The sequence below is a fragment of the Massilia sp. Root335 genome, from assembly GCF_001425685.1.
In the GTDB taxonomy this organism is placed as follows: Bacteria; Pseudomonadota; Gammaproteobacteria; order Burkholderiales; family Burkholderiaceae_D; genus Telluria; species Telluria luteola.
Map to the genome: position 1 here is coordinate 23,707 of NZ_LMCY01000044.1, position 12,195 is coordinate 35,901.

The 12,195-nt window shown below is 65.7% G+C and carries 14 protein-coding genes and 1 pseudogene; 8 read left to right on the forward strand and 7 right to left on the reverse strand.

Features of this window, described 5'->3' with window-relative positions; genetic code table 11:
• Positions 1-89: 89 nt before the first annotated feature.
• A pseudogene (locus tag ASC93_RS32370) lies at positions 90-659 on the reverse strand (NUDIX domain-containing protein); the annotation flags it as partial.
• Positions 660-732: 73 nt separating this feature from the next.
• Here ASC93_RS32370 and ASC93_RS22550 point away from each other — a divergent pair.
• The 6 genes from ASC93_RS22550 to ASC93_RS22575 all read left to right on the forward strand — a co-directional run bounded on the left by ASC93_RS22550 (position 733) and on the right by ASC93_RS22575 (position 3,929).
• Positions 733-1,497 carry a DeoR/GlpR family DNA-binding transcription regulator gene (locus tag ASC93_RS22550; RefSeq protein WP_056447719.1) on the forward strand — a complete coding sequence of 255 codons (765 nt, stop codon included), beginning with the start codon at positions 733-735 and terminating at the stop codon, positions 1,495-1,497.
• A gap of 124 nt (positions 1,498-1,621) precedes the next feature.
• The gene (locus tag ASC93_RS22555) at positions 1,622-1,942 is read left to right on the forward strand and encodes a hypothetical protein (protein ID WP_056447721.1); all 321 of its coding nucleotides are present in this window, start codon (positions 1,622-1,624) and stop codon (positions 1,940-1,942) included.
• A 278-nt stretch (positions 1,943-2,220) separates the two neighbouring features.
• Complete coding sequence (locus ASC93_RS22565) at positions 2,221-2,523, forward strand: hypothetical protein (RefSeq protein ID WP_056447725.1); 303 nt, start codon at positions 2,221-2,223, stop codon at positions 2,521-2,523.
• 99 nt (positions 2,524-2,622) lie between these two features.
• The gene (locus ASC93_RS22570) at positions 2,623-3,426 is read left to right on the forward strand and encodes a lipid II flippase Amj family protein (RefSeq protein ID WP_056447727.1); all 804 of its coding nucleotides are present in this window, start codon (positions 2,623-2,625) and stop codon (positions 3,424-3,426) included.
• 36 nt (positions 3,427-3,462) lie between these two features.
• Complete coding sequence (locus ASC93_RS31090; protein WP_157202079.1) at positions 3,463-3,600, forward strand: hypothetical protein; 138 nt, start codon at positions 3,463-3,465, stop codon at positions 3,598-3,600.
• Entirely contained in the window at positions 3,597-3,929 is a 333-nt protein-coding gene (locus ASC93_RS22575) for a hypothetical protein (RefSeq protein WP_056447729.1), read from the forward strand. Before ASC93_RS31090 ends, ASC93_RS22575 begins: the two co-directional genes overlap by 4 nt.
• Positions 3,930-3,972: 43 nt before the next feature.
• Here the strand turns inward: ASC93_RS22575 and ASC93_RS22580 are convergent, their stop codons facing one another.
• The 4 genes from ASC93_RS22580 to ASC93_RS22595 all read right to left on the reverse strand — a co-directional run bounded on the left by ASC93_RS22580 (position 3,973) and on the right by ASC93_RS22595 (position 6,527).
• Complete coding sequence (locus tag ASC93_RS22580) at positions 3,973-4,380, reverse strand: hypothetical protein (protein WP_056447731.1); 408 nt, start codon at positions 4,378-4,380, stop codon at positions 3,973-3,975.
• Positions 4,381-4,501: 121 nt separating this feature from the next.
• On the reverse strand, positions 4,502-5,851 hold the full coding sequence (locus ASC93_RS22585) for an MBL fold metallo-hydrolase (RefSeq protein ID WP_056447734.1): 1,350 nt from the start codon (positions 5,849-5,851) through the stop codon (positions 4,502-4,504).
• Positions 5,852-6,079, reverse strand: a complete 228-nt coding sequence (locus tag ASC93_RS22590) for a hypothetical protein (protein ID WP_056447736.1) — start codon at positions 6,077-6,079, stop codon at positions 5,852-5,854.
• Positions 6,080-6,128: 49 nt separating this feature from the next.
• On the reverse strand, positions 6,129-6,527 hold the full coding sequence (locus ASC93_RS22595) for a VOC family protein (RefSeq protein ID WP_056447739.1): 399 nt from the start codon (positions 6,525-6,527) through the stop codon (positions 6,129-6,131).
• Positions 6,528-6,641: 114 nt separating this feature from the next.
• Here ASC93_RS22595 and ASC93_RS22600 point away from each other — a divergent pair, with 114 nt between their 5' ends.
• The gene (locus ASC93_RS22600) at positions 6,642-6,989 is read left to right on the forward strand and encodes a hypothetical protein (RefSeq protein WP_056447741.1); all 348 of its coding nucleotides are present in this window, start codon (positions 6,642-6,644) and stop codon (positions 6,987-6,989) included.
• A 128-nt stretch (positions 6,990-7,117) separates the two neighbouring features.
• Positions 7,118-10,057 (forward strand): polysaccharide lyase family 8 super-sandwich domain-containing protein, encoded by a 2,940-nt coding sequence (locus tag ASC93_RS22605; protein WP_056447743.1) that lies wholly within the window; start codon positions 7,118-7,120, stop codon positions 10,055-10,057.
• Between the two features lie 235 nt (positions 10,058-10,292).
• Here the strand turns inward: ASC93_RS22605 and ASC93_RS22610 are convergent, their stop codons facing one another.
• The gene (locus ASC93_RS22610; RefSeq protein WP_056447746.1) at positions 10,293-11,111 is read right to left on the reverse strand and encodes a hypothetical protein; all 819 of its coding nucleotides are present in this window, start codon (positions 11,109-11,111) and stop codon (positions 10,293-10,295) included.
• The gene (locus tag ASC93_RS22615) at positions 11,108-12,187 is read right to left on the reverse strand and encodes an ABC transporter ATP-binding protein (protein ID WP_056447748.1); all 1,080 of its coding nucleotides are present in this window, start codon (positions 12,185-12,187) and stop codon (positions 11,108-11,110) included. The genes ASC93_RS22610 and ASC93_RS22615 overlap by 4 nt, the downstream gene beginning before the upstream one ends.
• Between the last annotated feature and the right edge of the window lie 8 nt (positions 12,188-12,195).

Here is a 12,195-nt window from a genome sequence, read left to right on the forward strand (position 1 = left end):
GCCGCCACGTTGTGCGCGATGCGCGCCGGATCGCCGTCCGTGCCGGAGCGGTACGGCCCCGCGACCAGGATCATCATCCCGCGCGGCGCGAACAGGTGCAGCTGCGCGTACTGCAGCAGCATGATCGTCTTGCCGTCGACGATGCCCGTGCCGATCATGGCCAGCGCCGCGTCGATGTCGAGCTCCAGCACGTCCAGCCGTTCGCCCTCTTCCGCCACGCCGCCGCCCGGCCCGATGCGGTCGCGCGCCTCGTACTCGGCGACGAAGAAGTGCAGGCGCTCCGTCACGCTGCCGGGACTCATGAACGCATCCCACAGGCGGCGCACGGTGCCGACGCGATAGCCCGTTTCCTCCTCGACCTCGGCGCGGATGCGCGCTTCCGGACTCGCGCCGTCGAGCAGGCCGGCCGCCACCTCGACGAGGAAGCCGTCGTGCCCGTTCACATGGGCCGGCAGGCGGAACTGCCGCGTCAGCACGACGGTACGGCGCGCACGGTTGACCAGCAAGAGCGTCGCGCCGTTGCCGCGGTCATACGTTTCGCGGGTCTGCACGTCCCAGCCGCCATCCTGCGTGCGCAGCGCGAACGTCGTCTTTTTCAACACGCCCCAGTCGTCCGACAGCAGCTCGACCTGCCTGATTTCCACTTGATCCTGCACGATATTCTCCGAGTATTGAAGTTCGTGTAAACTATCGTGCAATATCGTGCACAGTCAAGCACGGTGAAAGGGACGCATGCTGACGAGCCAGCGAAAACAGTATCTGATGGACGCGCTGCGGCGCGACGGCCGTATCGTCGCCACGGCGATGAGCGCGGCGTTGAACGTGTCGGAAGACACGATCCGGCGCGACCTGCGCGAACTGGCGAAGGAAGGCCTGCTGCAGCGGGTGCACGGCGGCGCCCTGCCCACGAGTCCGGCGCTGGCGGACTTCGCCACGCGCCACGGCATCGCCACGGACGACAAGGCGGCCATCGGCCGCACCGCCGCCGCGCTGGTGCAGCCGGGCCAGGTCGTGTTCGTCGACGGCGGCACCACCTGCGCCCAGCTCGTGCGCGCATTGCCGCGCCACCTGCGCGCGACCGTCGTGACGCACAGCCCGTCGATCGCGATGGCGTTGATGGACCATCCGGACATCGACGTCATCATGCTCGGCGGCCGCCTGTTCCGGCATTCGGCCGTGGGCGTGGGCGCGGCGACGCTGGAAGCCATTGCGCAGATCCGCGCCGACACCTATTTCATGGGCGTGACGAGCGTGCATCCGGACAGCGGCCTGTCGACCGGGGATTACGAGGAAGCGTGCGTCAAGCGCGCGCTGTGCCACGCCGCGGCCGAGACGATCGTGCTGGCGTCGTCGGAGAAACTGGCGACGGCGTCGCCGTATCGCATCGTCGGGCTTTCCGAGATCAGCGGGATCGTGGTGCCGGCGGGGACCGATGAGGCGTTGCTGCGGCCTTATCGCGAGTTGGGTATTGCGCTGCATGTGCCAAAAACGGTGTAAAAGGATTCCACACAATGATGAAGATTACGGTACGTTGGCTGGCGTGCAGGATGGACGAGCAATGAAATTTTTAGCGTGCGCAGTGACCGCGATGTGTTTATCGACCCATGCATCGGCATGCCCGATGACGGACGCACTGGTCGAACGCTACGGCATTTCCTATTCCGGCTTCACGGTCGAGATCCCGGCCGCGCACGCGCCGGATGCGGCCGCCGGGGAATCCCTGGTCCGGATCGCGATTCCGGATACCAGTCACGTCATCGACGGCTTTCATCATTCGGTCCTGTTCGATACCGTCAGGAAGAAGGCGTGGATCCTGCGCACCGGCGGCTTTGTCGGCGTATATAAATGGTACGGTCCGGTCGATGTGACGACGACGTTGCTCGACAACTGCCGGCTCGAGCATGTCGCTGCGTTGGTACGGACCGAAAAGAAAAGTCCGTAGCGGACGGCTGTGACGATTCGCGAGTTTTCCGGATCGCCAATTTGCCATGCTGGGTAAATCGCTGGAGTCGGCAGGAAGACAAACGAGCCAGGCGTGAGAAAGCGCGCCTTTTTTGACCGCATGACTCTGCTAAGCTTGGCCGTTACCGGGCGGTCGCGTGGTCTCAACCTGGCGAAGAGCAGCGCTGAACTGAAGCGTGGACGCGTCGCCGCTGGGCTGAGCTTGCCCAGCATGGATCACGGACATCTCGACGACGCAAACAACCTGGGACTTGATTGATGAAGCACCTGTTTCTAGTTTTCGCTTTCCTCTTTTGGTCCCTGACGGCTGCTCGTGCCGCAGAGACATCGCATCCGACGATGGCTGACATGGAAACCTGGAAGCAGAGCCTCATCGCACAGTACGAAAAGGCGATCTACCTCGACGAGAAGTCTCAACCCATTACCGAACAGGAGTTCTTCACGCGGGTTGTCAACGAAAAGCGCGGCCACACCATTACCACTGTCCGTGGCAGCAACAAGTTGATCACACTGCGTTTGCTGTCCGATGCGGAACTCGGTTGGACGCCAATCCAGAAGTAGCATGAATTATTACTGTTCAAAAGCGATGCTGCCGTGCGTCCATTCACAACCAAGATTGCCATGGAGATGCGGCTTACGTTCCCCGCCACAGACTAAGACATGGACAAACAACTTTTCCTCATCTGCTTTCTCACGTTCGTCATCCACCTGATCGGCACACTCGCCTACTCGGTACGGATTGCCGGCGTACGGACGAAGCGGATCGCGGTGTCCATGGCGCTATTCAGCATTCTTATGCTCGTGTCCCGAACCTCGAATTCCTTTCTTGGTCCATTCCTGGCAAAGCGCGTCGAGACCAACCTGAACGCTCTCGCAACCGGCACGCTGCTGGGCGATTTTCGCTGGTTGATGGTGTCGGCAAGCCTGGCGACGGTCGCGGGTGCGCTGCTGATTCCGACGTTCCAGCGGGTGTTCTGCCGCGCCGTGCTGCATTTCCAGGTCTATCGCTCGATTCCCAAGCTGATCCTTCACAGTTTCTTTAAAGGCGGTCTTTCTTACGTCCGAGACGTCGCTACCGTGCCTGCCGCGCGAAACGTCACCGAGATCCGGTCGGGACATGGCGTTTCACGCCGGATCACGCTCCTGAATGTCGGCGCTACGGCGCTCTGGACGGTCGGCGTGTTTGCTTCGCTTTATGCAGGCGTCCTCGATCCATCGGTTCGGGTCACCTCGAGCACGCTCTCGTCGATCGTCAACGGCGGCGCCACGATCATGATGGCGATGTTCATTGACCCGCACATGTCCGGGATGACCGACGATGTCGTCGAAGGAAAGGTGACGGAGGGGCAGTTCAGGAAGGCCGTCGTCTGGCTGGTAGGAAGCCGATTGGCAGGCACGGTGGCGGCACAAGCACTGCTCGTGCCGGCGGCGATCCTGATTGCCTCGGTGGCCCGCGTCATATGAAGCCCTTTTGTAGTCCGCCACCAAAGGCATGCGCCAATGACGGGCAAGACCGACGGTAAGACAGCCGCGCTACGTGCCGTTGACAATGCATTGCATTGGAAAGTGGACCAACAGGATGAGGAAGAAAGCTGGATTCCAGAGCAGGCGTGCACACATCGAAAGGATGAAGAATGATTCGTAATCTATGCATCATGGCAGCCGCACTCTTGCTGTCCGGCTGCGCCCACCACAAAGCGGCCGAACGCGCCGACTATTGGCGTTCGGAGACGGCCAGCCATCTGCCGGCGGGCACGTCGCTCGACGTTGCCGAGAAGTTCTTTACCGACCGAGGCCTTCAGCTCGTCTGCTGTGTGAATAACGGGACGGGATTCAAACGCTACGCGGTAGAACACGACGTGGCGCAATCCGTTATCACGCACTATGACGTCGCCATTCTCGTCGACACGACGCCGGAAAAACGCGTGTCGAAAGTGACCGTCGAGCAATGGGGCGTCGGGCTTTGACGTCGACGCGCCGCGCCATCGACGGCCGACAAGAATCCGCCGGTCAGTGCCGGCAGCTCAGCTGCAGCGTCTCGTTCTCGCGCGCGACCACCCTTACCGCCTCGCTGTCGCCGCAGCGATAGACGATCCTCAGCCGCTTGGGCTGGCCATGCGCCGGATCGCCGCACAGCTGGTTGCCGGCCAGGACGTTGCCGTGGTTGCGCTCGATTTCAGCGCGCACCGCCCGGCGCGCATCGCACGCCGCACCGTGCGCGCCATATTCCGCGTCTTCGACGAACACGCGGGGCCAGCCGCGATGCGGACCGCGGTCGCCGCGCGCATCGCGCTGGCCGGCCGCGTAACCGTCGTCGTAGCCACGGCGATATTCGGCGCTCTGCGCGAACGCGGACGCCGACGCTGCGGTCAGCGCGAGGATGGCGGCAATGCGCATGACAGGTACGTTGATGTTCATTGTTCTCTCCTGATCGAATGATGACGGATGCTACCGCGCCGGCCCGGCGCGGTCTGTACGCATGGCCACAGTGTGTCAGGTCAGGGAGGGAAAAGCTGTCGGTGCCGCTGTAAGAGACGTTTCAGTCTGTAAGGCCGAGCAGGCGCCGCAACTGCGCGCGCTGGTAGGCGCCGAAGCCGTCGCTGAACAGGCAGCGGATCAGCGGATCGTCGACCACGTCGGCCTCCGCCAGTTCGCGCTCGGTGCCGGCATCGAATACGGCATCGTTGATCCGCATGTACATCGACGTCAGCGACTCGCCAAGGGCCAGCGCCGCGTACAGCTTCGCGGCGGGAACGTCGGTGGTCCAGCCGAGCGGACCGCCCGCGGCGTCGACCGGCGTTGCGTGGCTGCCGTCGAGGCGGTAGCGGAAGCGCGTGACCTCGCCCGCGTGATCGTGGACCGACAATTGCCAGATGCGGGGACTGTCGAAATACTCGCCGGCGGCGTCAAGGCCGGCATATTTCTCCGGCACGCCGGTGCGGCAGTAGTCCAGCACGCGCGTCCACTGCGCTGCCGTCAGTGCCGGGAAATGGCGGGCGACGTCGCTCGTGGGCGGTGCGTCCGCATTGCCTTCGTAGACGTAGTCGACGTCCTGGTCGCCGACCGGGATGACCCAGTCCAGCGGCGGCGCCGGATGCAAGCCGTCGGCATCGAGCCGCATCGACACGCCGGGGTCCATGCGCACCACCCGCGCCTGCGGCAGCGCCGCCCCGACCTCCTGCGCGAACCGGGCATACGAGATCGGGAAGAAGGCGCGGTTGTACCACGACCACGGCTCGAGCGCGAACTGGCAGGAACTCGGCACGACGTAGCGCGGCGCCAGCGCGCGCAGCTGGTCCAGCGCGTCCTCCGGCAGCGCGGGCGGCGCGGGCGCGTGGCGCGTTGGCGCCAGCACCTCGAGTTCGCGCATGGTCTGGAATGGCCACAGCACGAGGTCCCACGGTGCCTCGTCGACGAGGCGCGCGAGCGTCGCATCGTCGATCCAGGAATCGACCACGTTCAATACATTCAGCCCGGCGGCCCGGACCTGGAACATCGAGTCCACGTCGGCATCCATCGCTTCGCGCGGCACGACCCGGAACGGGCCGACGTCCACCGGCTGGTCCAGGCGCAGCGCGTGCACGCTGGTAAAACCCAGCTGGCGCACCATGTCGAACAGGTCGTCGAACAGGCAGTAGAGGTACAGCGGCGTCGCGCGGTCCAGCAGGTCCAGGCTCTCGAGCGAGCAGTGGTCATCGTGGAAGTGCGAGATGAACACGGCATCGAAGCGCTGGCGCCGGATCAGGTCGACGTCGAACCGCACGTCCGGAAACGCGTGGCAGTTGCGGCTGAACGGGTTTTCGAAGATGGTGTCGAAGGCGATGCGCGCGCCGCCGCATTCGAACACGTAGCCCGCGTGCAGGATCCTCGATACCGTCAGCGCGGCCATTCAGTCCAGCCGCTTGAGCCGCTGGCCCAGGATGCCCCAGCGGCAGTCGGCGCCGTCCAGCCGGGCGCACAACGCCCAGCCGGTGCCGATCTTCTCGACGGTGACGGCGGTTTCGATTTCCTTGGCGAGCTTTTCGGCCCACACGCTCGCGGCACCCCGGCCCTTGAAGAGCTCCTTGCCGTCGTAGATGACGGTGGCGTCGAATACGGACATGGCGAATATGGTCATGGCTACCTCTGGTTGATGCGCGGACCGCTATCCTACCATTCCGGCCCGATCAGCCCTGCGGCGCCATCCAGACGAGATTCCACAAATGGCCGTCGAGGTCCTCGAAGCCCTGGTCGTACATGAAGCCGTGGTCTTCGGGCGGATGCGGGATGCGCGCGCCGGCGGCGGTGGCCTTCGCGATCAGGCTGTCCACTTCGTCCCGGCTCTCGCAGCTCAGGCAGATGATCACCTCGTTGGCCTCCTTCGCCCGCACGGCGGGCCGGTTGGTGAAGGAGCTGAAGAAGGCTTCGGTCATCAGCATGACGTGGACCGTGTCGTCCACGACGTCCATGAACGCCGCGCTCTCGTTGCTGAAGCGCGGGTTGAAGCCGAAGCCCAGCGCGGCAAAGAACGCTTTGGATTTATCCAGGTCCTTGACCGGCAGGTTGAAGATGATCTGCTTGTTCATGATGTCCTCGTGTGGAAAGTGGTTGGATGACGGGTCCTGCATCCTGACGACGAACGGCGGCGCGCGAAATCGACACGCCTGCGAAAAAAAATCCAGGAATGGTATGCTTCCCCCATGACTACCGATTCCGACATTGAACTGTCCGGCCCATTCCAGGCCCGGGACAGCCAGGGCCGTACCCTCGACGTCAAGGCGATCCGCATTTTCGACGAGGGCTACGGGATCATCGACGTGTACGTGGAATTCAAGGCCCGGCTCGAACCCGGCGCGTACAAGGATACCGTACTGGTACGCCAGATCATCGACCGCCTGCGCGCCGTCGGGTACAAGGGGCCGGACTTCGGCCACAGCGACCCGGGCCTGCAGGAGAGCCGCCTCATCGTGCTCGAGGCGCCCGAGGAATTCGCCCCGTTCGCCAAGAGCCGCGGCTGGAAGAACCTCGCCGAGGACTTCGACGACTGAGCCGCCGTATCACGCCATAACACATCCACCCACGATTTAAAAATATCATGGCCGGGCATGCAAACTGCTCGGCTATCATTTTATGGCGACATTCCGTTAACGTTACCATAAACGATGGAGACCACGCCATGCCCACCCGATTTCCCCTCCTGCTGCTGGCCGCTGCCTTGAGCGCCTGCGGCGGCCCCGCGCAGGACGACGCCGCCGCGCCCGCACAGTCATCGATGTCCGGCGGCGGCCACCTGGAAGCCGCAGCCGCCGACGAATACGACACGCTGCGCGCCAAATGGAGCCTGCAGCTGACCGGCGGTGCCGCCGTCGACACGGCGGACCCCGACGTCGCCGCCCAGATCGCGACCATCACGAGCACCGCCCAGGGCGATTGGGACACGCTGCAGACCGCGTCCGGCCGCACGTACCTGTGGAGCGACCTCGCCACGTGGACCAAATCAACGACGGTCACGCAGACCTACAACCGGCTGCTGGCGATGGCGCTGGCGTATTCGACGACGGGCTCCTCGCTGCAGGGGAACGCGGCGCTGGGTACGGCGATCCTCTCCGCGCTGGACTGGATGAACGCGAACCACTACGGCAGCGGCATCACGAAATACGACAACTGGTGGGACTGGGAGATCGGCTCGCCGCAGGCGCTCAACGACATCACGGTGCTGATGTACGGCCAGCTCTCCGCCACGCAGATCGCCAACCACCTCGCCGCCGTCGACTATTACGTGCCCGACCCGACCAGGCGCACCGGCACGACGCTCGTCGAGACGGGCGCCAACCGCCTGGACAAGGCATCCGTCGTCGCGCTGCGCGGCGTGATCGGCAAGTCGGCCACGAAGATCGCGCAAGGCCGCGACGCCATCAGCCAGGCGCTCCTGTACGTGACGAGCGGCGACGGCTTTTATGCGGACGGCTCGTTCATCCAGCACACGAACGTCGCCTATACGGGCAGCTACGGCCTCGTGCTGATGTCCGACATCGCGCGCCTGTACTACCTGCTGAACGGGTCCACCTGGGCCGTCACGGATGCCAACGCGGGCAACGTCTACGACTGGTACGCGAACGGCTACAAGCCGATGGTCTACCAGGGCGCCGTGATGGACGCCGTGCGCGGGCGCGCGATCTCGCGCCAGGCATCGACCGACCACGACGCCGGCCGCTCGCTGACGGTGTCACTGGCGCGGCTGGCGCAAGGCGCGCCGGCCGCCAACGCCGCCGCCATCAACGGCACGGTCAAGCACTGGATGCAGCGCGACACGACGTTCGCCAACTACTACAAGGGCCTGTCGCTGTACGACATCGCCAACCTGAAAGGCATCCTCGCGAACGGCAGCATCACGCCCGATCCCGAGCAGATCCAGACCCACGTCTTCGCCAGCATGGACCGCGCGCTGCACAGCTATGCGGGGTATTCGAGCATGGTGTCGCTGTTCTCGACGCGCATCTCGGCCTTCGAATACGGCAACGGCGAGAACATCAAGGCCTGGTGGACCGGCGCCGGCATGACCTATGTGTACAACAACGACCTCACGCAATTCTCCGGCGACTACTGGCCCACGGTGAACCAGGCGCGCCTGCCCGGCACGACGACGGACGGCTCGGGCAGCGGCACGCCGGCGAGCTTCGGCAACTACCCGAACACGTACAACTGGGCCGGCGGCTCGGAAGTCGACAACCTGCACGCGACGGCCGGCCTGCAATTCTCGATGTCGAAAGTGACAGGGTCCACGCTGCAGGGCAAGAAGTCGTGGTTCCTGTTCGGCGACAAGATCATCGCGCTCGGCTCGGGCATCGCGAACACCGACGGCCGCACGGTCGAGACGATCGTCGAGAACCGCAAGCTGAACGCGGCCGGCAACAACGCCTTGACCGTCAACGGCCTGTCCATGCCCACGACGAGCGGCTGGTCCGCGACGACGACCAGCGTGCAATGGGCGAACCTGGCCGGCAACGTGAGCGGCACCGACATCGGCTACTGGTTCCCCTCCCCCGTGAGTCTGTCCGGCCTGCGCGAGACCCGCAGCGGAAACTGGCAGCAGATCAACACGGGCGGCCCCGCCACGACGGTGACGAACACCTTCCTCAGCCTCGCGCTGAACCACGGCGCGGCGCCGGCGAACGCATCGTATGCCTACGTGATCCTGCCGAACTACACGGCATCGCGCACGGCGGCCTTCGCGGCCAGCCCCACGGTGACGATCCTCGAGAACAGCCTCGATGCGCATGCGGCGCGCGACACGGCGGCCGGCGTCACGGGCGTCAACTTCTGGAACGACGCGACGAAGACCGTCAACGACGCCGGCGGCGCCTACCTGACGAGCAACCGCAAGGCATCCGTCACCGTGCGCGACACGGGATCGGAACTGCACATCGGCGTCGCCGACCCGACGCAGGCCAACACGGGCACGATCAACCTCGAACTCAATCGCAGCGCGTGGCAGGTGATCGGCAAGGACCCGGCCGTGACGGTGACGCAGCTGTACCCCACGATCAAGCTGACCGTGAACGTCAACGCGTCCGCCGGCCGCAGCTACGCCGTGCAGCTGGCGGAAGGAACGACCGTCGCGCTGACACCCACCGCCGACACGTATGTGCAGGACGGCGCCGCGGCCGGCACCAACTTCGGCGCGGCGAACACGCTCGTCGTCAAGAACGATGGCGTGGGCTATGCGCGGCAGGCCGCGCTCAAGTTCGACGTGTCCGGCATCACCGGCACGATTGCGGGTGCGACGCTGGCGCTAATGCCGACGAGCGTCGGGGCCGCGAACACGTTCAGCAACCGCGTGTCGCTGCTCGCGTCGAGCGCGTGGACGGAGACCGGGCTCACGTGGAACACGATGCCGGGCGTGTCGTCCGTGCTCGGTACGTGGGCCGTCGGCGCGGCGGGACAAGCCGTCACGCTGGACGTGACGGCGGCGGCCGTCGCGGCGGCCGGCGGGGGCAAGGTGCTGCCGCTGAAGGTCGATTCGCCCGTGAACGTCGGCGCGAACGGGTGGGTGAACTACGGCTCGCGCGAGGCGACGGCGGCGAACCGGCCGGTGTTGTACGTGGTCTACCACTGAATCGGTCCGACGATCGATAACGTGCGTAACCCGTCGTTCCCGCGCAGGCGGTAACCTGATTTTCCGACTCCGGATGCGAACTTGGGTTCCCGCCGCCGCGGGAACGACGGCATTGGTTCCGTAGGGTGGGCACCCCGTGCCCACGCGGCGATACGCGGCTTGGATACGCCGCGCCGATGCCGCCGTGCGTTGAACGCGTGGGCTCGGGGAGCCCACCCTACCGGTTCGCGGGCTTTTACGCCAGCACCAATAACCCCTGCAGCGACGAGATACGCACGGGATCCGACCAGGTATCGACCAGCGTCCCATCCGCATCGAACACGAGCAGCTGGCGCCCCTTGTGTCCATTGTCCGGCCCATGCCCCTGCCAGTTGGCGACGGCGATGCGGCCGTCGGCGAGCACCTGGAAGGTCGCGTAGAAAAGCGGCGCGACCTCGGCGGGCACGGCGTCCCTGCCGCCGAAAGTGCAGACGAGGTGGCCCTCCGCATCGAAGCGCGCCATGAACGCGCCATAGCCGGCCGCGACGAGCGTCGATCCGTCGGCCAGCCGCTCGGCCATCCACGCATGCTCGAAGCCCGGCGCGGCCAGCCTGCGGCGCGGCCGCAGTGCTGCATCCGTTTCGAGGATGTGGTCGTTCGTGCACAGCAGATAGCCGTCGCCCGCGGGCCGCATCAGGCGCACGTAATCGCCTTCGCGCCGCGCCGTCGCGATCACGCGCAGGTCGGCGTCCAGCGTGAGCACGTCGATGCCGTTTTCTCCGCCGTCCAGGTTCATGCCCGTGACGAGCGTGCGGCCGTCGTCCAGCCGGCGCGCTGCCGTCACGCCGGACCAGCGGTCGCACACGCGGACGATGTCGCCGCTGTCGACGTCGATCTCGACAAAGCCGCGCTCGAAGCCGACGAGGGCGCGGTCCGCGCCGATGCGCTGCAGGTCGCGCGCCAGCGGATACTGGTCCAGGTCGCGCTGCCAGCCGGCGGTGCCGTCGCGGGTGTCGATCAGGTGCAGGCGCTGGCGGCCTTCGTCGATCGCGAGGAAGCGCAGGGCGAGCGTCACGATGCGGACAACCCGATGTTGGCGCCGCCGTCCATGTCGAACAGGTGGATGCGCGCGGGATCGGGCGCGAGCTTCACGCGCTGGCCCGGCATCACCCGCACATCCGGCGCCAGCCGCGCGACGATGGACTGGCTGCCGACCTGCAGGCCGACCATCGTGTCCGCGCCGAGCGCTTCGACGACGTCGACGACGGCCTCGATCCCGTCGTCCGCGAGCGCCAGGTGCTCCGGCCGGATACCGGCGGCGACGGGCTTGCCGTCGAACGCCGCCGCATGCGCCGCCAGCGCGGCCGGCAGCGCCAGCGTGAAGCCGTCGCCGACCAGCGTTCCGCGCGCCAGCCGGCCTTCGAGAAAGCCCATCGCGGGCGAGCCGATGAAGCCGGCGACGAAGCGGTTGGCGGGATGCTCGTACAGTTCGAGCGGGCTGGCCACCTGCTGGATGTCGCCGTCCTTCATGACGACGATGCGGTCGCCCATCGTCATCGCCTCGACCTGGTCATGCGTGACATAGACCGTCGTCACGCCCAGCTTGCGGTGCAGCCGCGTGATCGACGCGCGCATTTCCACGCGCAGCTTGGCGTCCAGGTTGGACAGCGGCTCGTCCATCAGGAACGCATGCGGCTTGCGCACGATGGCGCGGCCCAGCGCCACGCGCTGGCGCTGGCCGCCGGACAGTTCCTTCGGCTTGCGGTCGAGCAGCGCGTCGAGGTGCAGCATGCGCGCAGCTTCGTCGACGCGCTCGGCGATCTGCCCCTTCGGCACCTTGTCGAGTTTCAGGGCGAACCCCATGTTCTCGCGCACCGTCATGTGCGGGTACAGCGCGTAGTTCTGGAAGACCATCGCGATGTCGCGCTCTTTCGGCTGCAGGTCGTTGACGACGCGCCCGCCGATCTGCAGGCTGCCGTCCGAGATCTCTTCGAGGCCCGCGATCATGCGCAGGGTCGTCGACTTGCCGCAGCCGGACGGCCCGACGAACACGACGAATTCGCCGTCGCGGATGTGCAAATTGAAATCCTTCACGGCGTGGTAGCCGTTGTCGTAGAACTTGCGTACGTGTTGCAGTTGGATGTCGGCCATGCTGGCTC

Coding starts and splice junctions, on each gene's coding strand:
- ASC93_RS22550 (WP_056447719.1), top strand. CDS start 733: ATGCTGACGAGCCAGCGAAAACAGTATCTGATGGACGCGCTGCGGCGC.
- ASC93_RS22555 (WP_056447721.1), top strand. CDS start 1,622: ATGACGGACGCACTGGTCGAACGCTACGGCATTTCCTATTCCGGCTTC.
- ASC93_RS22565 (WP_056447725.1), top strand. CDS start 2,221: ATGAAGCACCTGTTTCTAGTTTTCGCTTTCCTCTTTTGGTCCCTGACG.
- ASC93_RS22570 (WP_056447727.1), top strand. CDS start 2,623: ATGGACAAACAACTTTTCCTCATCTGCTTTCTCACGTTCGTCATCCAC.
- ASC93_RS31090 (WP_157202079.1), top strand. CDS start 3,463: ATGACGGGCAAGACCGACGGTAAGACAGCCGCGCTACGTGCCGTTGAC.
- ASC93_RS22575 (WP_056447729.1), top strand. CDS start 3,597: ATGATTCGTAATCTATGCATCATGGCAGCCGCACTCTTGCTGTCCGGC.
- ASC93_RS22580 (WP_056447731.1), bottom strand. CDS start 4,380: ATGAACATCAACGTACCTGTCATGCGCATTGCCGCCATCCTCGCGCTG.
- ASC93_RS22585 (WP_056447734.1), bottom strand. CDS start 5,851: ATGGCCGCGCTGACGGTATCGAGGATCCTGCACGCGGGCTACGTGTTC.
- ASC93_RS22590 (WP_056447736.1), bottom strand. CDS start 6,079: ATGACCATATTCGCCATGTCCGTATTCGACGCCACCGTCATCTACGAC.
- ASC93_RS22595 (WP_056447739.1), bottom strand. CDS start 6,527: ATGAACAAGCAGATCATCTTCAACCTGCCGGTCAAGGACCTGGATAAA.
- ASC93_RS22600 (WP_056447741.1), top strand. CDS start 6,642: ATGACTACCGATTCCGACATTGAACTGTCCGGCCCATTCCAGGCCCGG.
- ASC93_RS22605 (WP_056447743.1), top strand. CDS start 7,118: ATGCCCACCCGATTTCCCCTCCTGCTGCTGGCCGCTGCCTTGAGCGCC.
- ASC93_RS22615 (WP_056447748.1), bottom strand. CDS start 12,187: ATGGCCGACATCCAACTGCAACACGTACGCAAGTTCTACGACAACGGC.